Genomic DNA, 21,500 nt, shown 5'->3' on the forward strand with positions numbered 1-21,500 from the left:
CATGTCAATCGCATCCGCCGGTCCGCTGGAAATCCAGGTCCGCATAGTCATAGCTGAAATCGGCGTCGGGATCGACGTGGGACAGGGTCATGCGTGGCGGCGTCCCCGCCGTGGCCGGATGAAACGCCAGCCAGGGCTCGGCGTCGACGCTGTCATCGTCCCAGTCCACCAGCCAACGGTCACCGACCTTCATCACCCGGCCCGCCAGCATCGGCGAACGCGCCGACTGGAATCTCACGCCGTCGTCCTTCATGCACAGGGCTACTTCGCCGAACCACGGATCACGGTATCGCCCCGTCTGTCCCGCCAGTTCCGTTCCGGTCGCGGGTCGACGCGCGGAGGTGTCCGGTTTGCGTTTCTGCGCCGGTATCGCCGCGTCCTCGCGCGCGATGGCCTCGGCGTAGTGGGCCACCGACACCTTCTGCGCGGGTGCGGTGTAGTGCTTGGTCAACACTTCGCCCAACACGGAGCGGGCGTCCTCGCCTTCGCCATTGATCAGGATGACGATGCCGACTTTCCTGTCCGGCAGCAGGATGACCGAGGAATACATGCCGGCCAGCGTGCCGGTGTGCGCGACCTTCCAGACGCCGTCGACATCGGACAGGCGCCAGCCATAGCCGTAGGCGGAGAAGTGGCTGTTGTCCCACTCGCGCATCCGCGCGGAAACCGGCATCGGCATGTGCGCCGTCCACACCGCGCGCCGCTGTTCGGCGCTGAGCCAAGCCGGTTGTCGTTCCGGCGACAGCCACGTGCGCATCCAGGTCAGCATGTCGTTGAGGCTGCAGCGGATGCCGCCGGCGGCCATCGAGGTGATGTCGGGAACGATGGCGCCGTCTTCGCGAATCGGTACATTGCCCGCGGCGGTGCGCATATGCGGCTGGGCGACGTTGCCAACCTTTTCGCGGTTCCACTCGCCAACCTGGCAGCGGGTCATTCCCAGTGGTTCGAAAAGCTCCTTCCGCACCAGAACGTCATAAGGCGCACCGCCCGCCGCCGCCGCCACTTCGCCAGCGACCACGTACAGCAGGTTGTCGTAGGCATAGTGCGAACGGAAGCCGTGGGTCGGCTTGAGATGTTGCAGCCCGGCGATGATGTCCCGACGGGTGAAGTCATTGGGCTCCGGCCACAGCATCAAATCCCCGGCGCCAAGACCCAGGCCGCTGTTGTGGATCAGCAGATCCCGCACCTGCATGTTCCGCGTCACCCACGGATCGTTCATGCGGAACTGCGGCAGGTACTTGGTGACCGGATCGTTCCATTCCAGCTTTCCCTGATCGACCAGCCGGGCCAGCACGGCGGCGGTCATGGCCTTGCTGTTGGACGCGATCTTGAAGAGGGTGTCGGGGTTGATGTGCTGGCCAGTGCCCACGGCCAGCTCGCCTTCGGTGCGCTGGTAGACGACCTTGCCGTCTTCGATTATCGCCACCGCCATGCCAGGCAACGCATAGCGCGCATAGGTGTCCGAAAAGGCATGCTCGAACAGGTCGGAAGCCTTCGTGGTCGAACACAAGAAAAGGCCCGCCAGCACCAGGTAGGGAAGCGAGCGAAGCTTCCGGCTGTGAGATGGGAATATGTCCATCGGGCATGCGGCCGGCCCGNGATCGCGGGCCGGCCGGCTCCTTCGTCAGTAGCTCAGCGAAACGGTCAACTGGCCATAGCGAGGAGATTGCAGGAAGCGTTCCTTGCCGAAGAAAGGATCCCGATCGCCAATGCCGGGTTCGAGCTCTTGGTAGACCCAAATCGGCTGCTGCTTGTTGAATACATTGAAAAACGCCAGCTTAGCCTTGAACTTGGCTGCTCCGAAAGATCGTTCGTAGGCTACGTTTGCTCCCACATCGAATGTCCACGGCATGCGGCCCGCTCCACCACGCGGCGAATACTGGTAGACCCGGTCCTGCGACACCTCCGAATCACAATTCGCCACACAGATGTAGTAGCTGTGATAGGGGGTGGCGTCATACGGATTTCCCACACCGAATGCGGTGATTGGACCACCGGAACGGGCATCCAGAGTAGCGCCTACCTGCCAGTAGTCATTCAATGCGTAGACACCACGCAGTTTGATCTGGTGGCGATGATCATTGGCCAATGGTCCGTAGCCTCCAAAGTTCACCCAGGGATCATCAAAGTTTTCGGTACGACCGGTATCACCGAAGTTGGTGTCTGTGTTGACCGGCCCTTCTGCATTGCCCTGGCTCCAGGACATGGTGTACGACGCATTGAACGCCCACTTGCCATCCCACGCCCGATCGAACTGCAGCTCGAGTGCCTTGTAGGTGCGCTTGGGTTCCACCCAGCCGCGCTGGCCGAGGTAGTTGCCATCCGCATCGTACATAGCCCAGCCTTCACGCTTGGTATCCACCGTCACCCAACCATCGGCGTCGCCGTCACAGTTGGTATCTCCCCAGACGGTGACTTCCTTGCCGGGGTTCGCCATTACCCAACCGATGTAGCCATCTCCGCCGCACGCACCCGTCGCGGAGATCTCCATATCGTCGATGGCGTTGTTGAGGCGACGATACACACCGCGCAAGGCCCAGGACCAGGTTTCGCTGATCTGCTGCTGGAAACCCATGATCAGTTCGTCCTGGTACACCTGATCCATGTCACGGTCGACTTCCGCACGGAGATCGCCCACGGTGCCGTTGCCCTGTCCGTCATAGAAGCCAAACTGCGGGCCGAGGATCGGAACCGCGTACTGGCTGCCGCCCTGATCGCGAATTTCCCACCCATCGAAGCCATAATAAGTACGCGCATCCAGCAATGCACCTGCCTGCTTGATGTTGATCACATTGGCAACCGGCAGGAAGTAGCGTCCGACATTGCCGAACAACTTGGTCGTCCCATCCCCCTTGACGTCGAACGAGAAGCCGAACCGCGGCGCCCACATGTTGTCCATCTTAATGTAACTGCGCCCTTCCGCGTCCTTGTTGTCGAAGGCTTCATTGCGGATTCCGAGATTCAGCATCAGGCGATCAGTGACCTGCCAGTTGTCCTCCAGATAGAACGCGGTATTGATGGTCTCGAAATTACCGGACACCGAATACTGGCGCGTGCGGACGTAGGCTGTATAGCCTGGCGGAACGACACCACCACCAGAGTTCGGAATGGTTGCCCCCGGCGTGGTGGTGTAGACGTTGTATTGAAGCCCACCGGGGCCGGGATAGTACTGATCGAGTTCGGAAACATTCTCCTCCCGGTCATATCCGAAGCGCAGCAGGTGATCACCCAGTTGCCATTCGAAGTCGGCGCGCATCTGCTTGCGGGTATCTTCGCGGTCATAGACCGAGGAGTTGGTGGTACACCCCACCGGCACGCCTGGATTCGGCACCCCTCCCGCCCGGGTCACGTAGTTGCACGAGGCATCCAACGGCGACCCCTGCTTGCTTTGCCGCTCATTGCGGCCATACATCAGCTTCATCGAGAGGTCGTCTGTCAGGGATGAAGACCAGGTCGCGGCCCAGTTGCGGCCACCGGTCTCCTCATAGATCTCGTTTATCTTTTCTCCCTTTCCACTCCCGTCGAAGTCGTAGTCATAGACCTCGCTGTCGACCCGATTCTGGTTGGAGAATGCCATCAGACTCAGTCGGTTCCGGTCGGTGATCTGCCAGTCGATGGTCGTACCCCAGAAACCGTCGTTGCCATCGCCTTCCGTGAGAGTGGCGCCGGCATCATCCGTGTTGACGGGTTCCTGCTTGCGGCCCTCGTACATGGCGAAGAAGAACAGGCGATCTTGGATGATGGGCCCCGATGCCCACACATTGAGCTTGGTGGAATCAGACTTGTCGCGGCTGCGTGTCAGGTAGCGTTCGCCGTCAAAGTAACTGTCGCGTGCCGACGCCTGCCACTGTTCCGGCGTCCATACCAATTCCGCTCCATAATGGAACTCGTTGCCGCCAGACTTGGCCACCGCATTGACGACACCACCGGTGGTCCGGCCGAACTCTACGGAATAGCCCCCCGTCTTGACCTCGAACTGGTCGTAGAACGAGAACGGCGCTTCGGAGAACCCCACGCGATTGTAGAAATCGGTGACGTTCAGGCCGTTGACGTAGAAGGCGTTCTCCGCGACCGAGGACCCGCCGAATGAAATACCGCCAAAACCGGCATTGCCCTTGCCCACGCCCGGCGCGAGCAATGCCACCGACGCAACATCGCGGTCCACTGGCAGGCGGGACAACTCCTCCGCGCTGATATTCAGTGCAGACTCGGTCGATCGGACGTCCACGGGCGTGATGATGCGCGATCCAACCACCTGCACGGCAGCCATGTCGATGGCGCCTTCGTTATTCAGGTTGATGGTCGTCGCACTGCCCAGGTTGACGGAGATTTGCACGGGCTCCCCAACCGGCTGCCCGCCGCGGACGACCTGCAGAGAGTAATTTCCCACCGGCAATTGGGCGAGGCGATATTCACCGTTTTCGCCTGCAGTGACCGTTCGTGTCAGACCGGTCGCGGTGTTGGTCACCGTGATCTGATCCCCGGCCGTGGTGCGGCCCACCACCGAACCATTCACGGCCTGCGCCATCACCATCGGCGCCATTGACGCGATGCACGTGCCCAGCGCGATACACAGCGCTGCTTTCTTCAAGGTCTTGCCATTCATCCCCGCTCTCTCCTGCTAGGTGTTGAAGTGATCCCGCCCGGTTTACTGGTCACTGCCCGCGATGGGCAGCATGGTCCATTCGAACTGGTAGTCCCATTGATCGAAATAGAGGTTGCCTCCACGCCACTCGGCCTCGCCACGCTGCGAATCCACCGTTTCCGAGCGGAAATGCTGCTTGGCTGGCACCAGCGGCTGCGAGAAGTCGTTGTTGAAGCTGATGCGGTAGGCGTCCAGGCCGCCGAAGTAGAAGTCGCGCAGGCCCGCGTCGTCGCTCTGCAGCGCGCCGGTGGTGACGTCCATCGGTACCCAGCCATAGGGCGCCAGGTACATCCAGCCCCAGTCATGCATGTTGTCGTAGCCGACCTCCTCGTCCGAGTAGGTCCAGCCTGACTGCCAGCGCGCGGGGATGCCGTTGTAGCGCAGCAGCGTCATCAGCAGCAGGGTCTGCTGGCCGCAGTCGGCATGATCCGAGTGCAGGGCATAGTCGCTGATGTTGGAAATGGTCGAGTATTCGCGCGCGCCACCCCAGGGAATCCGGTCCACCGCGTCGAACAGCTTCCTGGCGATGCGGTAGGGGTTCTTCTCGTCTCCGACCACCTGCGCGGAGAAGCGCTTGATGTCGTCCGTGAATGCGATGTGCGGCCCGCGCTCGCCCAGGTGGGGCGCCAGTTCCGGTGTCGCGGCGGTCGCTACGACCTTTTCCGGATCGAGATCGAAGTGGCGCGCGTGGATGGTCAGTTCATAGCTGATGGAGAACCGCGTCGGCTGCCCGGCCCGTGCGGTCTGCTCCATATAGACGGTACGTTGCGGCGTGCCTTCGGGCGCGATCCGCGATTTCTCCGGCGTGCTGCCGATGAAACGGATGTGTTCCTGCTGTCCCGCAATCGCCTGCGGATAAGGAATCCAGGCGCGCACCGTTTCGCCGGCCGGAACGGCATCCGGTTTCACCACCAGTGATTGGGTGACCCGCAAGCGGCGCGGCGCGATGCTGTTGGCACCGGTGGCGCGTGCCTGTTCCAGCGCCTCGCGATGATGCGGGTGCAGGCGTTCGAAGGGGCCCTCGGAGAACGGCTTGACCGGCGGCGCGCGACGCGCGGCGACATCCGGATACAGGCGGAACAGGTTCGACACCGAGCGGCTGAAGTAGCGCTTCTCGCCGTCGATGGTGAGCCGCTCGATCCGGTTGGCCTGATCCCAGGCGGCGAATTCCTCCGGCTTCAGATCCGGAATCTGCTTACGCAGCTGTGCCAGCACATCCGCTTCGGTGAGCCGGAAATCCAGCCGGATCCGGCGCATGCGCTCGCGTTCGTATTGCAGCGCGTCACGCTGTTCATCGTCCAGGCCGGGCTGGGCGAGCGCACGCGCGATGGCCTGTTCGGCCTCGGCGAAACGGCCCGCATCCACCTGGGCGACGATGGCCGGTGGCGCCGGCGGCGGCAATTCGCCGGCAACGCTGGACGCGACGAGGGCCATCAGGAGTAATATCGGCCATGCAGTCGCACGCACGCGCACGGAACGCCCGGCACTCCGGTGCTCCCTTCGAATGGAACGGTTTCGCTGGCCCCCGCTGGCGTCCACGTCGATCACTTGCCCCTCAGCCGACTGGTCACCGTTGTGTAACACGACCGGAGAACCCGGTCAATAATTTATTCTTGAATCTTTCAGAAAAAGAAGTAAATATTCCTCGGAATCGACCCGGTCGTTTGCCGTCCGTGCAACACCAGGCCGTCGCATCCGTTCCGAGGGGAGGCAAATGAAACAAGACACCGGTGGTCCGGCCCGGCGACATGCCGCGCCAACATTCGCCTCGCGGGTTGCGCACCCGGCCTCCGGAATGCGGGGCCGTCGCATGCCTGGCCTGCTCCTTTCCGCCCTGTTGGTCCTGCCGGCGGGCGGATTGCTGGCCCGCGAACCGGCACCCGCGCTGCCGGTTCCCGCGCACGCCGTCATTGGAGTGGAGGACCGGCACCTGGATCCGCAGTACTGGATCGACAAGCTCGCGCAGCCGGATCGCGTCGTCCTGGAGCCGCGGGCGATCGCCGCCCAGAACGAGCGCCTGCACGAGCTGGACCGCTCGGTCCACGACATCGAGGGATTGCCGGCGCAGTTCAGCGCCGAGGAATTGCGCGAATGGGTGGGCAAGCTGTCCAGCCCGCCCACCCGAACGCTGTATGACGCGAAGGGACAGCCGGTCGACAAGGCCGCGCTTGACGCCATCGTCGCCAATGCCGCGCTCGACTCGGTGCCGGCGCGGACCGACGTGCGCTACGCGCTGGTGGTCAGGCGCGCCGACCTGCGTACCTTCCCGACCCGGCTGCGGGTCTTCCGCGAGCCGGGCGACACGGACATCGATCGCTTCCAGGAAAGCGCGCTGTTCCCGGGCACGCCGGTGGTGGTCCTGCACGAAAGCCGCGATCGCCAGTGGTCGTTCGTGATCAGCCCGCTGTATGCGGCCTGGATTGAAAACGCCTACCTGGCCGAAGGCGCGCGCGAACAGGTGTTCGGCTACGCCCATCGCACGCCGACGCTGATCGTCACCGGTCCGACGGTGCATACGGTGCATACGCCGGAACAACCCGGCGTGTCGGAACTGCAACTGGACATGGGCGTGCGCGTGCCGCTGTTGAGCGACTGGCCGGCCGACAAGCCGGTGAATGGCCAGCATCCGTACACGTCCTGGGTCATCCAGCTGCCGGTGCGCGGCACGGACGGCAGACTGGAGCTGGTCCCGGCGCTGCTGCCGAAGAACGCCGACGTCGGCACCGAGTACCTTCCACTTACCCCGGCGCGACTGTTGCGGCAGGGTTTCAAGTTCCTCGGCGAACGCTACGGCTGGGGCCACTCCTACAACACCCGCGACTGCAGCGGCTTCGTGTCCGAGGTCTACCGCAGCTTCGGGGTGGAACTGCCGCGCAACACCAGCGACCAGGGCGTGAGCCCGGCGCTCAACCGCATCGCCTTCACCGACAAGGATGATCGCGAAGCGCGCATGAAGGTCATCCGCGATCTGCAGGTGGGCGATCTGATCTACATCCCTGGCCACGTGATGATGGTGATCGGCAAGGAGAACGGCCAGACCTACCTGATCCACGACACCACCGGCATCACCTACAAGGATGGCCGCGGCCAGCTGGTCCGCGCCTCGCTCAACGCCGTGTCGGTGACTCCGCTGGAGCCACTGCTGGCCGGTGGCGACAAGACCTTCATCGATCGCATCTACAGCATCCAGAGAATCCGCCCCTAAGGCCCCCATGAAAATCACCGACATCCAGTTCGGCATGCTGCGCGTGCCGCTGAAAACCGCCTTCAAGACGGCCCTGCGCACGGTCGATACGGTGGAGGACATCGTGGTCATCGTGCGCACCGATACCGGCCATGTCGGCTACGGCGAAGCGCCGGCCACCGCGGTGATCACCGGCGATACCCATGGTTCGATCATCGAGGCCATCGCGCGTTTCATCAAACCGCGCCTGATCGGCCAGGAAATCGCCAACCTCAACCACATCACCCATCTCATCCAGACCGCGCTGGAGCGCAACACCAGCGCCAAGGCCGCGGTCGAAATCGCCGTCTACGATCTGTTCGGCCAGCTGTATGGCGCGCCGCTTTACAAGATACTCGGCGGCGGCGATCCGGTGATCACCACGGACATCACCATCAGCGTCGACTACATCGACAAGATGGTGGCCGACTCGATCAACGCGGTCGAGCGCGGTTTCGAATCGCTGAAGATCAAGGTGGGCAAGGACATCGGCCTGGACATCGAGCGGGTCAAGGCAATCTATTCGGCGGTGGAAGGACGCGCGCTGCTGCGCCTGGACGCCAACCAGGGCTGGACCGCCAAGCAGGCGGTCTTCGCCATGCACAACCTGGAAGACGCCGGCGTGGTGCTTGAGCTGCTGGAACAGCCGGTCAAGGCGCAGGACATCGATGGCCTGAAGTACGTCACCGACCGGGTACATACCCCGGTGATGGCCGACGAGAGCGTGTTCGGTCCCACCGAGGTCATCGATCTGATCAAGATGCGCGCGGCCGACATCATCAACATCAAGCTGATGAAGACCGGTGGCATTTCCAACGCGGTGCGCATCGCCGACATCGCCTCGCTGTACGGCGTGGAATGCATGATCGGCTGCATGCTGGAGACCAGCATCAGCGTTGCCGCGGCGGTGCACCTGGCGGTCGCCAAATCGCAATCGATCACCAAGGTGGACCTGGACGGCCCCTCGCTGTGCCAGTTCAACCCGGTGGAGGGCGGGGTCATCTTCAACGAATCGGAGATCTCCATCACCGACGCGCCGGGCCTGGGCATCCAGACCATCCATGGCCTGGAACTGATTTCGGTCTGACCCCTGGACCGACCCGACACAGGATGGGATAAAGAGCGCACATGCCGCCCCTGGTCAAAATCCGATCCGAACGCGACCACATGTCGGCGATCGAACGCCGCATCGCCGACTTCATCCTCGAGAACGCCCACCTGCTGCGCGACTACTCCTCGCAGCAACTGGCCAGCGCACTGGGCATCAGCCAGTCCAGCGTGGTGAAGTTCGCGCAGAAGTTCGGCTTCAAGGGTTATCCGGATCTCAAGTTCTCCATCGGCGAGGCCGTGGCCCGCAATGGCGGCGCGCCGCAGCCGCGGCAGGCCGAAGACGCGGGCGACGCGGAAGGCGAAAACAGCGCCTACCAGCGCCTTGAGGCCGGCCTGCGCCGTGGCAAGGCCGCCGCCGAGGAAGAAACCCGGCTGCTCAATCCGCCAGCCAACATCGAACACATCGCCGGCCTGATCCATGGCGCGGGCAAGGTGTTCGTCTACGGCCTGGGCGACGACGGCCTGTTCGCGCGCGAGTTCGCGATGCGCCTGTCGCTGCTGGGTGTGCTGACCGTGCACCATGCCGATCCCATCCTGATGATGGCCAACCTGTCGGCGGCCCGTCCCGGTGATGTGCTGCTGGTGTTCTCCGAGTTCGGCAAGCTGCCCACGCTCTCGCAGATCAGCCGGCAGTTCCAGGACGCCGAAGGCAAGGTGGTGTCGATCACCCGGCATACTTCCAATCCGCTGCGGGCGCATGCCGACACATCGCTGGTGGTGTCGGCGCATGATTCCGCGCCGCACGTCGAAGCTCTGCTCTATCGTTCCTCGCTGCAGTACCTGCTGGACGTGTTGTTCGTCCTGCTGTGCCACAACCACGACGACCGCCATCGGCAGTTGAACATCAATCTGGAAAGGATCCAGCACCTGCTGGATTCCTGATCCCCGTCCCGGAGCCGCCATGGCCTCTGTGTTCCGCTTCGCGCTGTCGAACCTCGTGCTGGCCACCGCCCTGGCGGCCAGCCTTCCGGCCCATGCGGCGTCCTCCCCGGCGACGGCGCAGGTGGCATCGGCCTGGCGGCAGGCGCAACAACTGATCCTGGTCGTAACGCCAGGCTGGGACGCCAGTGGGGGGAGGATGCAGGCGTTCGAACGCCTCGGCGAGGGCTGGCGTGCCACGGAATCGCCGGTACCGGTCACCATCGGCCGCAGCGGTGCCGCGTGGGGACGTGGCCTGCATCCCGCGCAGGCGGACGGCCCGCAGAAACGGGAAGGCGACGGCAGGGCGCCGGCCGGCGTGTTCACCCTGGGCGAAGCCTTCGGCTATGCCGCCCAGCGCGACACCGGATTGACCTACGCGCCGATGCAGGCGTCGCATTACTGCATCGACGTGCCCGCCTCGCCGCTCTACAACCGCATCGTCGACAGCGAGCGGGTCGGCGCGGCCGCGGTCGAAGGCTCGACCGAACCGATGCGCCGCGACCTGCACGCCGATGGCGATGTCCGCTACAAGGAAGGCTTCGTGATCCAGCACAATCCCGACAACGTCAGTGGTGCCGGCAGTTGCATCTTCGCCCATCTGTGGAAGGCGCCCGGCGAACCGACCGCGGGCTGCACCGCCATGGCCGAGCCGATGATGGATCGCCTGCTCGCCTGGCTGGATGACAAGCGGCATCCGGTGTTCGTGTTGCTGCCCGAGGCCGAGTACCGGCGCCTGCGCGCCGACTGGCAATTGCCCGCGATCACGGAGGCCGCCCCATGAGCGACGCCGCCCCCAATCCCGGCTTCGTCCGCGCGGTCAACCGCTGGCAGATCGTCGGACTGTCCATCAATGACGTCATCGGCAGCGGTATCTATCTGCTGCCGGCCGCCACCGCGGTGCTGCTGGGTCCGGCCAGTGTATGGGCGGTGCTGCTGGCAGGCCTCGCGGTTGCCCTGCTCGTGCTGTGCTACGCGCAGGCAGCCAGCTATTTCGATCAGCCCGGCGGCAGCTACCTGTATGCGCGGGAAGCGTTCGGCCCGTTCGTCGGCTTCGAGATCGGCTGGATGGTCTGGCTGACCCGCATCGCCTCGGCCGCTGCGCTCAGCAACGGCCTGGCGGATGCGACCGCGCGTTTCTGGGCGCCAGCCGCGTCCGGTGGCGGACGCCTGGCGGTCGTGGTGGGCTCGCTGGGCCTGCTGACCCTGATCAACGTCATCGGCGTGAAGTCGGCCGCACGCACCGGCGTGGCGCTGGTCATCGGCAAGCTGCTCCCGCTGGCGCTGTTCATCCTCATCGGCGTGTTCTACGTCGATATCGATCTGCTTCGCAGCGGGGAACTGCCGCCGATGCGCAATCTGGGCGAGGCGGCATTGCTGTTGCTGTTCGCCTATGCCGGTTTCGAGAACATCCCCGCGGCGGCCGGCGAGTTCAAGAATCCGCGGCGCGATGTACCGTTTGCGCTGCTCACGATGATCGCCACCGTCACCCTGATCTATGCGGCGGTGCAACTGGTCGCGCAAGGCACCCTGGCGGGATTGGCCCTGTCGAAGACCCCGCTGGCGGATGCCGCCGCCAGTTTCAGCGGCGAGGGCCTGGCGCTGATCCTGACCGTCGGCGCGACCATTTCCATCCTCGGTACGAACAGCAACACCATGCTGTTCGGTCCCCGCGTGCTGTACTCGCTGGCGGAAGACGGCTTCGGCCCGCGCGCGCTCGCCAGCATCCACCCGCGCTTCCATACCCCCGCGGTGGCGATCGTGACCCAGGGCGTGCTCGCTCTGGCCCTGGCGCTGTCCGGCTCTTTCGTGCAGCTCGCGCTGCTGTCGGTGGTGGCACGCCTGTGTGCCTACATCGGCACCACACTGTCGGTGCTCGTGCTGCAGCGTCGCTACGCCGACCATCCAGGCGCGCTGAAGTTGCCCGGTGGCCCGCTGATTCCGCTGGCCGCGCTGATCCTGTCGCTCGGCCTGCTCGCCAGCGCCAACATCGGCAACCTGCTTGCCGCCGCGGTCGCATTGGTGATCGGTGCGGTGCTGTATCTGTTCCGGCGCAGGGTGCCGGCGAACGCCTGACGCGGTTCCGGCACAAGCAGGGTCGCCGACGCCCTCATTCCAGCCGGGATTTCATCTGCGTGATCTCGGCTTCCTGGCCGCGGATGATGCCGTCGCACAGGCGGCGCAGATCCGGCGCGTCCAGTTCCGCCTTCCGGCACATCAGGACGGCGCCCGCATGGTGGGGAATCATCGAGCGCAGGAACTGCTGGTCACCGATGGCCCACTGTCCGCGGATACCCAGCCAGCACACCAGTGCGACGACAAGTGCGCAAACAGCCAACAGCAGGTTGAGCCGGCGATCCGGATACATGCTCCGCATCAGCAGAACCTCGATCAGCAGCATCGGCGCCGCCATCAAGCCGGCCATGTAGATCTGGTTGAGATTGTGGAAGACGTTGCCGGGACGATCGACCATCGCATACATCAACAGGTACATGACCGCGAAGGACAGCGCGATCATCACCAGCAGGCGCCGGTAGTGACCCGATGCCCGATGATTGCCGTCGTGCGCTTTTTCGTGCGGGGATGCGGCCATGACCTGCTCCTCGTTTCCTTTCCTCGACACCCGCAACGCTAGGTCGTCGCCGGTGTGGGATGCGTGCAGGAATCCCGCACGTGATGAAAGGCTGACTTTGCGCGCCGGCCTGCGTTTTTCGGCCGCCTGCTCATGTGCCGAAAGTTCCGCAAATCACTCTTCAATTTATGTACTGCTCAGTTTGATATTCAGGGCACATTGAGGGCGCTAACGGATAATTCACATCACCAGCAGCGAACGGATCACCTCCTCAGCGCTGGATACCAACTAAAAAAATAGAGGTTTGAGCGTATGAAGAAGTCCTTGCTTGCCCTGACCCTGCTGGCCGCCCTGCCGTTCGCCGCCTCCGCGGCCGATGGCGTCTCCTACAACTACGTGGAAGGCGGCTACACCAAGACGAACATCGATGGTCCGGATTCCGACGGCTGGGCGCTGAAGGGCTCGGTGGCCATCCACCCGAACTTCCACCTGTTCGCTGATTACAGCCAGCAGGAAGTGGACGACGTGAAGGTCGACTTCGACCAGTGGCGCGTCGGCGTCGGCTACAACCACGAGCTGTCCAAGCGCGTGGACCTGCTGACCCGCGTGGCCTACGAGAAGGTCAAGACCGATCGCTTCACCACGCCGTCCGGCATCCGCGTTCCCGGTTTCAGCGCCGATGGCTACAGCGTCGAAGTCGGCGTGAACAGCGCACTGACCAACCGCCTGAACGGTTATGCCCTGGCCGGTTACGAAGACGGCGACGACTATGACGGTGACTTCTACGGCCGCCTCGGCGCGCAGGTGAAGTTCACCCCGAACTGGAGCGCCTCGGCCGACGTGAAGGTCGTCGACGGTGGTGATACCCAGTGGTTCGTCGGTCCGCGCTTCAGCTGGTAATCCAGGAAGCCACACCGCCTCCCGCGACGTGTCTCTCTCTCCCCGCGTCGCGACCCGAAGCCCGGCCACAAGCCGGGCTTCTCTTTTCTGGTCCAAGCGGCGCGAATGCCGTTTCTCCGGCCTCGAAGATGGAGATGGCCCGCCATCCGGTGGTTGAGGGGCATTTTGCTTTTCCGCCAAGAGCAAATCCCCCGTCACCCGCTACGCAGGTGCCCGTCCCCTTTTTTAAAGGGGGCTATCAACGACTCGACCGCGTAGGGGAACCCGCTTTGCCTCCCCCCTTCGAAGAAGGGGGACTGAGGGGGATTTGCTCTTGGCGCGAAATGTAGCCGCTCCTCAACCACCGAATGGCGAGTCCACTTCCCGGCAACCATAAAAAAGCCCGGCCAATGACCGGGCTTTCTGCATCCTCGATCCGCTCGACGGCTTACTTGAACAGCGTCTCCGGATATTCCGGTTTCTGTTCGCGCGCCAGCAGTTGCTGCAGGCCCAGCGTGGGCGTTATCTCGCCATGCAACACGGCACGGACCGCGCTGGAGATCGGCAGGTCGATGCCGTGCCGCTCCGCCTGGCGCATCACTTCGTCGGCGGCCTGCATGGATTCGACCACCTGGCCGATTTCGCGGATCGCTTCCTGGATCGGCTGGCCACGCCCCAGCGCCAGGCCCAGCCGCCGGTTGCGCGAGAGATCGCCGGTGGCGGTGAGCACCAGATCGCCCAGGCCAGCCAGGCCCATCAGGGTTTCCGGCTTGCCGCCGATTGCCGCGGCCAGTCGCAACATCTCGTTGAGGCCGCGGGTAATCAGGCCGGCGCGCGCATTCAGTCCCAGCTGCATGCCATCGGCGACGCCGGTGGCCACGGCCAGCACGTTCTTCATCGCGCCGCCCAGTTCGGCGCCGACCATGTCGTCGCCGGTATAGGCGCGGAACGCCGGGCCATGCAGCACTTCGGCCATCAACTGGGCGAAGCCGGCGTCATGTCCATGCACGGTGACCGCGGTCGGCAGGCCGAGTGCGACTTCCTTGGCGAAGGACGGGCCGGTGACGACGGCCAGCGGCACGTCCGCGCCCAGGATTTCCTCGGCGACCTCATGCAGGAAGCGTCCCGAACCGGGCTCGAAGCCCTTGGTGGCCCAGGCGACGCCGGCGCCGGCCGGCCGCAGCGGGGCGACCAGCTTCAGCGTTTCGGTGAACGCATGCGACGGCACCACCACCAGCACCAGTTCGGCGCCTTGCATGGCGGTGGCGAGATCGGTGGTGGCGCGCAGGCTTTCCGGCAACGCGATGCCCGGCAGGTAGCGCGGGTTCTCGTGCTGCGCATCGATCGCGGCCGCGACTTTTTCGTCGCGACCCCACAGCACGACCTGATGGCCGTTGCGGGCCATCAGGGTCGCCAGCGCGGTGCCCCAGGAGCCCGCGCCGAGGACGGCGATCCTCAACGAATCAGCCATGCGTCACCCCCATCGGCGCGGTTCGCGCCACGACGGGATTGTGCCTCATGAATCAGGCGTTGCCCGCCGGTTCCGTGTTGGCCAGTTCGCCGTCGCCACCCTGCTGCGCGGCGCGCTGGCGCAGGGTTTCGGCGTACAGGGCGTCGAAGTTGATCGGCTGCAGGAAGAACGGCGGGAAGCCGCCGGACTGGACCAGGTCGCTGACCAGCTGGCGCACGTACGGGAACAGGATGTTCGGGCACTGGGTGCCGAGCAGCACGTCGACCGCCTGCGGCTCCAGGCCGACCAGGCCGAAGATGCCGGCCTGCTGGACTTCGGCCACGTACGCGGTCTTGTCGCCGGCCTTGCAGGTCAGGGTGACGCCGAGCACGACTTCGAACGCGTTCTCGTTCAGGCGCTGCACGCGCTGGTTGAGGTTGAGTTGCAGGTCCGGCTGCACGTTCTCGGTGAAGATGGCTGGCGCACCCGGGACTTCGAACGAAACGTCCTTGACGTAGATCTTCTCGACGGTGAACGCGGCGCCAGCTTCGGCCGGCGCGACGGCGCCGTTGTTGGTTTCTTCGGACATTTCGAAACTCCGGGAATTCGGTTGAACGGAAAGTAAAGAGGGTGATTATGGCATGTCTTGGCGACGCGCCCGCCCGGAATCAAGGGCGGCTCAGCGGCCCTTGATCAGCGGCAGGTCGGCCTGCTGCCAGGCGGCGATGCCGCCATCCAGCCAGTACACCTGGGTGAAGCCGGCCTTCTTCAGGCGCTTGGCCGCGTCCGCGGACGCCTGGCCATTGCGGCACACCATCACCACCGGCAGCGCCTTGGCCGAGGACAGCAGCTTGCTCTCCGGGTCGAACTGGCTGGGCGCGACGTTGCGGCTGCCGGCGATGTGCCCCTTTTCGAAATCGCCGGTGGCCGAGAGATCCACCACCAACGCGTTCTCACGGTTGATGAGACCAGTGAGCTCGGCCGGGCGCAGGGCCTTGTAGCCGCGGAACAGGCGGGCGATTTCGGTGTAGATGATCACCGCGGTCAGGCCGACGAGCAGCAGCGACAGGACCGGGCTATGGGCGACGAACGCCTGCAGTTTTTCGAAACTCACGGGAATACGCGGGTCTGGGCAAACCGCGATTGTCGCATAGCGGCGCGGACTGCGGCGGGGGCGCTATTCGCCTTCCCAGAAGTCCGGCAGGCCACCGACCAGCCACCAGCGCTTGCCCTCGGCGTCCCAGCGCCAGCGCTCGCGGTAGCGCAGGGTCCGCTCGGCCTGGGTATGGCGGTTGATCACCCGGACCTCGATCAGGCGCACGACCACCTCGTCCGGTTCCACCAGGCTGGACAGGTCGCGATAGCCGGATACCTGGACCTGCTCGTAGCGCCGCAGCTCGAATTCGCCCATCGGGTGCGCCGCGGCGTAGGCGGGCTCGACGAAGGTCCATGCGCCTTCGAAATCGCCCCAGCGAATCGCCGCCGCGTAGGCGTTCTGGGCCTGTTCCAGCTTGGCCCGTTGCCGCCCTCCCGCGGCCTGCACACCGAACGCGGCGATCGCCAGAACCACCAGCAGTACCCAGCGCAGGCTCATCGGCATCGGTTCCCCTCCCCCACAGGTACCCCCATCCTACCGCCTCGCGATGGCGACGAAACGACCGCTCAAGGTGGTGGCCGCGCCGCCATCGGGCAAGCACACCACCGCCTCGACCTGGATCCGCGCCCGCCCGCGCTGGCGCAGGGTGGCCAGGAAGGTCTCCCAGGACTCGCCCGGCGCCAGCCGCGCTTCGGCCTGCAGATCCGAACGCAGCGGCGCGAGATAGCGGATGTTGCTGTCCGCCACATATACCTCGGCGGATTCACCGGCCAGATCCAGGCCGAGCGTGATCCGTCCCCAGCCAGCCACCGTCATCAGCGAAGTCAGGCTGCCGCCGAACGCAGTGCCCTTGTCATTGACGTTCCGCGCCAGCGGAGCCGTCAGGCGCAGTACGCCATCCGCGTAGCCGGCAACCTCCACCTGCATGGCGGCGACCGGCGGCATCCCGCGACAATACGCACGCAGGCGTTCCAGCGCGGCTTCGGCATTCATCACGGATAATCCGCCCATGGCTTCGGATAAAGACGCAGGATGGTACGTGATCTCGCTGCGGCCGCAGGGCGGGCATGAAGCGCTGCGCCGCGCGGCGGCGCGGCGCGGCGCCGGGCTGCTGGCGTTGTCGCCGTGGCGGATCGCCGTGCGCGGGGACGAAGCCGCGCGCGCAGCCCTGGCGCGTGCCCTGCAAGGCGACCTCGTGCTGTTCACCAGCCCGGCGGCCGTTGCCGCCGCCGCGAGCCTGCAGCGTCTGCAGGCCACGCCGGGGCAGACGTGGCTCGCCGTGGGCAGTGGCACCGCGCACGCGCTGCGTCGCCAGGGCATCGCTCGGGTCTCGGCGCCCGCGCGGATGGACAGCGAAGGCCTGCTGGCCCTGCCCGAACTGCAAGCGATCGCGGGCAAACGGATCGGCTTCGTGACCGCGCCGGCCGGCCGCAACCTGCTGGCGCCCAGCCTGGCGGAGCGCGGTGCACGCCTGGAACGCGCCGACGTTTATGAACGAACGGACGTGGCCGTGTCGGCGCGCAGCCTGCGTGCGCTGGAACAGTTGCGCGCGCCGGCCTGCGTGTTGATCAGCAGCGGCGGTGCGCTCGAACGGCTGGTGGCGCAACTGCCGTCGACCGCACTCGAAACGCTGCGGCGCCTGCCGGCGATCGCCGCCAGCGAACGACTCGCGACGCAGGCATCGCAAACCGGTTTCGCGCGCGTGCTGCAGGCCGCCGGACCTCGCAACGCGCACATGCTGGACGCCGCGGAAACCGCCCTGTCGCGGCCCGATCCGCTAGCATGAGCCCACGACGCCCGCCAGAACGACAACAAGGACGGTCGAGTGAACGACGAAAACCCTTCCCCTTCTCCTTCCGGTAACCGGGATCGCCGCGGCGGCCGCGGTGCGTTCATCTGGCTGCTGGCGCTGATCGCGCTGGCCGCCGTCGCTGCGCTGGGCTGGCGCGGCTGGAAGGCGCGCGACGCGCAGGCACAGGCGCAAGCCGCCGATGCCGCACAACGCCTGGGCGCCATCGAACAGCGGCTGGAATCGGTGCGTCGCGATCAACGCACCCTGACCCAGCGTGTCCAGGACGCGGCCGCGACCAACCGCGTGTTGCGCGATGAAGTGCTGGGCCTGGGCCAGCGCGGCGCCCTGCTCGAGGAAAGCGTCGCCAAATTGTCCGACCCGAGCCGCCACGGCGCGCAGGCGCTGCGTCTGGACGAAGTGGAGATGCTGCTGTCGCTGGCCGGGCAGCGGCTGAGCGTGGCCGATGATCGCGACGGTGCCCGTCGTGCCTACGCATTGGCTGCCGGCGCGCTGGAAGGCATCGACGATCATCGTCTGCTCAATCTGAAGCAGACCCTCGCGCAGGAGCGCCAGGCATTGGAGGCGCAGGGTGCGGGACCACGCGCGCGCCTGAGCCGGCAGTTGGACGCTTTCGCCGCGGGCCTGGCGGGGTTGCCGCAGCGCGCGGCAGCGGCGTCGGCGGTGACCGAGCAACGCCGCTGGCAGCGCTGGCTGGCGCCGCTGGTGGACGTGCGGCCGAGCCGCCAGGCGGCGTTCGTCGCTCCCTCCGATCGCAATGCCGGCGAAGCCGCGCTGCGCATCGAGATCAGCCTGGCGCACGCGGCACTGGAACGCGGCGACGCGGCCGGCTTCCAGGCCTCGCTGAACCGCATCGATCAATGGATCACCCGGTTGTGGCCGGATTCACCGGCACTGCGTCAGGGTCGCCAGCAGTTGGCGGCGATGCGCCGGCTGCCGCTGCGCGACGACGTGCCGCTGCTGGGCAGTACCCTGGAACAGCTGCGCAGCCTGCGCTCCGCGGGTTTCACCGCGCCGCCTCCCGCTGCCACGGCGCCCCGACTGGAGGAGGAGACCGTGCCATGAAGGTGTTCCGCACCACCGTCATCCTGCTGATCCTGCTGGCCGTCGGCGTGTTCGCCGCGCAATGGTTGGCGCAGGAACACACTCGTGATTTTGGCCGGGTATTCGTGGAGTTCGGCGGCAACGACTGGGAAACCGATGTGCCGCGCGCGCTGCTGTCGCTGCTGCTGGTCGCCGGGGTCATCTGGCTGCTGCTCAAGCTGCTGACCCTGCCGTTCCGCGCCTGGGCTCGGCATCGCCGGAAGCAGGCGCGCGCACGCCTGATCGAGGGCCTGGACAATCTGCATGGCGGCCACTGGAACCGTGCGGAAAAGTTGCTGGAACGCGCCGCCGAGGATGATGAAGTGGGCGCAATCGCGCGGATCGCCGCGGTGCGCGCGGCCGATGCCCGCGAGGACGAGGCCGCCGCCCGCCGCCATCTGGAAGCACTCGCGCAACGCAGCGCGGCGGCCCATGCGCTGACCACCGCCGATCGCGCGCTGGCCCGCCAATCCCCGATCGAAGCGCTGACCGCGCTGGAATCCCCTGCCGCGCAGCCGCTGCCGCCGCGCGGACTTTCGCTGCGCGCGCAGGCGCTCGCCCAACTCAACCGCAGCGGCGAAGCCTATGGCCTGCTGGGCGCGATGAAGCAACAACAGTCGCTGTCGGGCGGTCGGCTCGATACGCTGGAAAAGGAACTGGCTGCCCGCGCGGTGCGCGAGGCCGGCGATGCCAACGTGCTGGCGGAGCGCTGGGAAACCCTGTCCAAGCCGCTGCGCAACGATCCCGCGGTGGTCGCCGCCTATGCCGAGCGCGCGGCCGCGATGCGCTGGGAAGATGCCGCCATCCGCAGCCTGGAGTCGGCCATCGACGCACTTTGGGACGAATCCCTGGTCGCGCTGTATGGACGGCTGCCGGTGGGCAAGGCCGATTCGCGCCGGGCCAGCGCGCAGCGCTGGCTGCAGGCGCACCCGGCCAGTCCCGCGCTGCTGGTCACGCTGGCGCGGCTTGCCCGCCAGCAGGGACAGTGGCCGCAGGCGCAGGAATTCCTGCACCGCGCGCTGGCGCAGGGAGCCGGGGCGGACGCATGGGAAGAACTGGGTGAAGGTTTCGCCGCTGTTGGCGACGAAGCCAGCGCGCGGCGCAGTTTCGCCAACGCGTTGCGTGCGCTGCGCGGCGAGCCGGCGATCGAACTGCCGGGGCGCGACATGAAGCAGAAGATTTTCGATGCGGCGGTGGTCGAGGAACGCGACGAACACGGCCTGCCGCGCCTGCGCGGCTGACAAACCGCGCATCCCGCCCACCAGGTGGGGCAAGGGTAGGAGCGGCCTCCGGCCGCGAGCTCTCGCGCGAGCTCTTCCCCGATTGCCTCGCGCGTCCACGAGAGGGAGCTCGCGCCGGGACGGCGCTCCTGCCCGGTCGTGTATGTGCGAATCAGCGCTCGATGATCGCGACCACGCCCATGCCGCCGGCGGTGCAGATCGACACCAGGCAGCGGCCGCCACCGCGTTGCTTCAGTTCCTTGGCGGCGGTGGCGACGATGCGCGCACCGGTCGCGGCAAACGGATGGCCGGTGGCGAGCGAGGAACCATTCGGGTTCATCTTCTCCGGATCGATCCGGCCCAGCGGCGCGTCCAGGCCCAGCCGGTTGCGGCAGTAGTCCTCGCTTTCCCACGCGCGCAGCGTGCAAAGTACCTGGGCGGCGAAGGCTTCGTGGATTTCATAGAAATCGAAATCCTGCAGCGTCAGGCCGTGGCGCTTGAGCATTTCCGGCACCGCGACGGTCGGCGCCATCAGCAGGCCCTCGCCGTGCACGAAATCAACCGCCGCCACCTGTGCGTCGCGCAGGTAGGCCAGCGGTTCGTGCCCGTGCGTGCGTGCCCATTCCTCGCTGGACAGCAGCACCGCGGCGGCGCCGTCGGTCAGCGGCGTGGAGTTGGCCGCGGTCAAGGTGCCGCGCCCGGAAGTCTTGTCGAACGCCGGCTTGAGCGTGGCGAGCTTTTCCAGTGAGGTGTCCGGACGCAGGATGTTGTCGCGCTCCAGTCCGCGGAACGGCGCGATCAGATCACTGAAGAAACCGCGCTCGTAGGCCGCCGCCAGCTTCTTGTGCGAGGCCACCGCCAGTTCGTCCTGCGAATCGCGGGAAATGTTCCATTCCTTGGCCATGTCCTCGCAATGATCGCCCATGCTCTTGCCGGTGCGCGGCTCGGCCACGCCGGGGAACTCGGGCTTGAGCTCGCTGAACTTGAAGCCCTTCACCAGCGTCTTGATCTTGTCCTGCGTGGTCTTGGCGCGATTGGCGGCGAGGATGCGCGCGCGCAGCTTCCTGCCGTAGACGATCGGCACGTCGGAGGTGGTGTCCGAACCGCCGCCGATGCCCGATTCGATCTGTCCCAGCGAAATCTTGTTGGCGACGGTGATGATGCTGTCCAGGCTGGTACCGCAGGCGCGCTGCAGGGTGATGCCCGGCGTCAGCGGCGAAAGCCCGGAGGACAGTGTGGCTTCACGGCCCAGGTTCCAGTCGCTGGAATGCTTGATCACCGCGCCCATCGCCACTTCGCCGAGTTGCTGGCCATGCAGGCCGAAGCGCTCGACCAGCGCGCCGAGCGTACGCACCGACATGCCCAGGTTGCCCACATCCGCGTAGGCGGTGTTCTGCCGGCAGAACGGAATGCGGACGCCACCGAGGATGGCGACGGGACGGGCGGCTGGCATGGAGGACCTCATCACGGTGCGGTGGTTCGGAAGCCGCGGCG

General features: G+C 65.8%; 19 protein-coding genes. 9 read left to right on the forward strand and 10 right to left on the reverse strand.

The genetic code is table 11. The features are described 5' to 3' along the window. Positions 1-4: 4 nt before the first annotated feature. From ACTJI2_RS08945 to ACTJI2_RS08955, 3 genes are all read right to left on the reverse strand, one after another. The gene (locus tag ACTJI2_RS08945; RefSeq protein WP_440841851.1) at positions 5-1,510 is read right to left on the reverse strand and encodes a serine hydrolase; all 1,506 of its coding nucleotides are present in this window, start codon (positions 1,508-1,510) and stop codon (positions 5-7) included. Between the two features lie 114 nt (positions 1,511-1,624). Then, the gene (locus ACTJI2_RS08950; RefSeq protein ID WP_440841852.1) at positions 1,625-4,606 is read right to left on the reverse strand and encodes a TonB-dependent receptor; all 2,982 of its coding nucleotides are present in this window, start codon (positions 4,604-4,606) and stop codon (positions 1,625-1,627) included. Between the two features lie 42 nt (positions 4,607-4,648). Then, positions 4,649-6,079, reverse strand: coding sequence for a transglutaminase-like domain-containing protein (locus ACTJI2_RS08955; RefSeq protein WP_440841853.1), 1,431 nt, complete (start codon positions 6,077-6,079; stop codon positions 4,649-4,651). A 376-nt stretch (positions 6,080-6,455) separates the two neighbouring features. On the opposite strand from ACTJI2_RS08955, the gene ACTJI2_RS08960 reads away from it, so the two are divergent. From ACTJI2_RS08960 to ACTJI2_RS08980, 5 genes are read left to right on the forward strand one after another with little or no spacing between them, the layout of a single operon-like run. Next, complete coding sequence (locus tag ACTJI2_RS08960) at positions 6,456-7,850, forward strand: C40 family peptidase (protein WP_440841855.1); 1,395 nt, start codon at positions 6,456-6,458, stop codon at positions 7,848-7,850. Between the two features lie 7 nt (positions 7,851-7,857). Beyond that, on the forward strand, positions 7,858-8,955 hold the full coding sequence (locus ACTJI2_RS08965) for a dipeptide epimerase (RefSeq protein WP_183640269.1): 1,098 nt from the start codon (positions 7,858-7,860) through the stop codon (positions 8,953-8,955). Between the two features lie 41 nt (positions 8,956-8,996). Continuing rightward, entirely contained in the window at positions 8,997-9,860 is an 864-nt protein-coding gene (locus ACTJI2_RS08970) for a MurR/RpiR family transcriptional regulator (protein WP_183640259.1), read from the forward strand. A gap of 19 nt (positions 9,861-9,879) precedes the next feature. Continuing rightward, entirely contained in the window at positions 9,880-10,680 is an 801-nt protein-coding gene (locus ACTJI2_RS08975; protein WP_440841857.1) for a L,D-transpeptidase family protein, read from the forward strand. Further along, positions 10,677-11,972 carry an APC family permease gene (locus ACTJI2_RS08980; RefSeq protein ID WP_440841858.1) on the forward strand — a complete coding sequence of 432 codons (1,296 nt, stop codon included), beginning with the start codon at positions 10,677-10,679 and terminating at the stop codon, positions 11,970-11,972. Before ACTJI2_RS08975 ends, ACTJI2_RS08980 begins: the two co-directional genes overlap by 4 nt. Positions 11,973-12,006: 34 nt before the next feature. On the opposite strand, the gene ACTJI2_RS08985 is transcribed toward ACTJI2_RS08980, so the two are convergent. Continuing rightward, the gene (locus tag ACTJI2_RS08985) at positions 12,007-12,489 is read right to left on the reverse strand and encodes a DUF305 domain-containing protein (RefSeq protein WP_440841859.1); all 483 of its coding nucleotides are present in this window, start codon (positions 12,487-12,489) and stop codon (positions 12,007-12,009) included. A 291-nt stretch (positions 12,490-12,780) separates the two neighbouring features. On the opposite strand from ACTJI2_RS08985, the gene ACTJI2_RS08990 reads away from it, so the two are divergent. Further along, positions 12,781-13,368: an OmpO family porin gene (locus ACTJI2_RS08990; protein ID WP_183640254.1), complete on the forward strand. Its 588-nt coding sequence runs from the start codon at positions 12,781-12,783 to the stop codon at positions 13,366-13,368. 427 nt (positions 13,369-13,795) lie between these two features. Here the strand turns inward: ACTJI2_RS08990 and ACTJI2_RS08995 are convergent, their stop codons facing one another. From ACTJI2_RS08995 to ACTJI2_RS09015, 5 genes are all read right to left on the reverse strand, one after another. After that, complete coding sequence (locus ACTJI2_RS08995; RefSeq protein WP_183640251.1) at positions 13,796-14,818, reverse strand: NAD(P)H-dependent glycerol-3-phosphate dehydrogenase; 1,023 nt, start codon at positions 14,816-14,818, stop codon at positions 13,796-13,798. Positions 14,819-14,870: 52 nt separating this feature from the next. Beyond that, the gene (gene secB, locus ACTJI2_RS09000; RefSeq protein ID WP_183640248.1) at positions 14,871-15,386 is read right to left on the reverse strand and encodes a protein-export chaperone SecB; all 516 of its coding nucleotides are present in this window, start codon (positions 15,384-15,386) and stop codon (positions 14,871-14,873) included. Positions 15,387-15,476: 90 nt separating this feature from the next. Then, on the reverse strand, positions 15,477-15,911 hold the full coding sequence (locus tag ACTJI2_RS09005) for a rhodanese-like domain-containing protein (protein WP_440841860.1): 435 nt from the start codon (positions 15,909-15,911) through the stop codon (positions 15,477-15,479). A gap of 63 nt (positions 15,912-15,974) precedes the next feature. Next, positions 15,975-16,391 (reverse strand): hypothetical protein, encoded by a 417-nt coding sequence (locus ACTJI2_RS09010; protein ID WP_183640242.1) that lies wholly within the window; start codon positions 16,389-16,391, stop codon positions 15,975-15,977. Between the two features lie 36 nt (positions 16,392-16,427). Beyond that, the gene (locus ACTJI2_RS09015) at positions 16,428-16,886 is read right to left on the reverse strand and encodes a YiiD C-terminal domain-containing protein (RefSeq protein ID WP_440841861.1); all 459 of its coding nucleotides are present in this window, start codon (positions 16,884-16,886) and stop codon (positions 16,428-16,430) included. A 16-nt stretch (positions 16,887-16,902) separates the two neighbouring features. Here ACTJI2_RS09015 and ACTJI2_RS09020 point away from each other — a divergent pair, with 16 nt between their 5' ends. The 3 genes from ACTJI2_RS09020 (at position 16,903) to ACTJI2_RS09030 (ending at position 20,027) form a co-directional block, all read left to right on the forward strand. Then, positions 16,903-17,679 (forward strand): uroporphyrinogen-III synthase, encoded by a 777-nt coding sequence (locus tag ACTJI2_RS09020; RefSeq protein WP_440841863.1) that lies wholly within the window; start codon positions 16,903-16,905, stop codon positions 17,677-17,679. A gap of 108 nt (positions 17,680-17,787) precedes the next feature. Continuing rightward, the gene (locus ACTJI2_RS09025) at positions 17,788-18,768 is read left to right on the forward strand and encodes a uroporphyrinogen-III C-methyltransferase (protein WP_440841884.1); all 981 of its coding nucleotides are present in this window, start codon (positions 17,788-17,790) and stop codon (positions 18,766-18,768) included. After that, positions 18,765-20,027, forward strand: a complete 1,263-nt coding sequence (locus ACTJI2_RS09030; RefSeq protein WP_440841864.1) for a heme biosynthesis HemY N-terminal domain-containing protein — start codon at positions 18,765-18,767, stop codon at positions 20,025-20,027. Before ACTJI2_RS09025 ends, ACTJI2_RS09030 begins: the two co-directional genes overlap by 4 nt. Before the next feature lie 151 nt (positions 20,028-20,178). Here ACTJI2_RS09030 and ACTJI2_RS09035 read toward each other — a convergent pair whose 3' ends face one another. Further along, complete coding sequence (locus tag ACTJI2_RS09035) at positions 20,179-21,459, reverse strand: acetyl-CoA C-acetyltransferase (protein WP_183640232.1); 1,281 nt, start codon at positions 21,457-21,459, stop codon at positions 20,179-20,181. Between the last annotated feature and the right edge of the window lie 41 nt (positions 21,460-21,500).

The sequence above is a fragment of the Pseudoxanthomonas sp. 22568 genome, assembly GCF_052044485.1.
GTDB lineage: Bacteria > Pseudomonadota > Gammaproteobacteria > Xanthomonadales > Xanthomonadaceae > Pseudoxanthomonas_A > Pseudoxanthomonas_A beigongshangi.

Coding starts and splice junctions, on each gene's coding strand:
- ACTJI2_RS08950 (WP_440841852.1), bottom strand. CDS start 4,606: ATGAATGGCAAGACCTTGAAGAAAGCAGCGCTGTGTATCGCGCTGGGC.
- ACTJI2_RS08955 (WP_440841853.1), bottom strand. CDS start 6,079: ATGGCCCTCGTCGCGTCCAGCGTTGCCGGCGAATTGCCGCCGCCGGCG.
- ACTJI2_RS08960 (WP_440841855.1), top strand. CDS start 6,456: ATGCCTGGCCTGCTCCTTTCCGCCCTGTTGGTCCTGCCGGCGGGCGGA.
- ACTJI2_RS08965 (WP_183640269.1), top strand. CDS start 7,858: ATGAAAATCACCGACATCCAGTTCGGCATGCTGCGCGTGCCGCTGAAA.
- ACTJI2_RS08970 (WP_183640259.1), top strand. CDS start 8,997: ATGCCGCCCCTGGTCAAAATCCGATCCGAACGCGACCACATGTCGGCG.
- ACTJI2_RS08975 (WP_440841857.1), top strand. CDS start 9,880: ATGGCCTCTGTGTTCCGCTTCGCGCTGTCGAACCTCGTGCTGGCCACC.
- ACTJI2_RS08980 (WP_440841858.1), top strand. CDS start 10,677: ATGAGCGACGCCGCCCCCAATCCCGGCTTCGTCCGCGCGGTCAACCGC.
- ACTJI2_RS08985 (WP_440841859.1), bottom strand. CDS start 12,489: ATGGCCGCATCCCCGCACGAAAAAGCGCACGACGGCAATCATCGGGCA.
- ACTJI2_RS08990 (WP_183640254.1), top strand. CDS start 12,781: ATGAAGAAGTCCTTGCTTGCCCTGACCCTGCTGGCCGCCCTGCCGTTC.
- ACTJI2_RS08995 (WP_183640251.1), bottom strand. CDS start 14,818: ATGGCTGATTCGTTGAGGATCGCCGTCCTCGGCGCGGGCTCCTGGGGC.
- secB (WP_183640248.1), bottom strand. CDS start 15,386: ATGTCCGAAGAAACCAACAACGGCGCCGTCGCGCCGGCCGAAGCTGGC.
- ACTJI2_RS09010 (WP_183640242.1), bottom strand. CDS start 16,391: ATGAGCCTGCGCTGGGTACTGCTGGTGGTTCTGGCGATCGCCGCGTTC.
- ACTJI2_RS09015 (WP_440841861.1), bottom strand. CDS start 16,886: ATGAATGCCGAAGCCGCGCTGGAACGCCTGCGTGCGTATTGTCGCGGG.
- ACTJI2_RS09020 (WP_440841863.1), top strand. CDS start 16,903: ATGGCTTCGGATAAAGACGCAGGATGGTACGTGATCTCGCTGCGGCCG.
- ACTJI2_RS09030 (WP_440841864.1), top strand. CDS start 18,765: ATGAAGGTGTTCCGCACCACCGTCATCCTGCTGATCCTGCTGGCCGTC.
- ACTJI2_RS09035 (WP_183640232.1), bottom strand. CDS start 21,459: ATGCCAGCCGCCCGTCCCGTCGCCATCCTCGGTGGCGTCCGCATTCCG.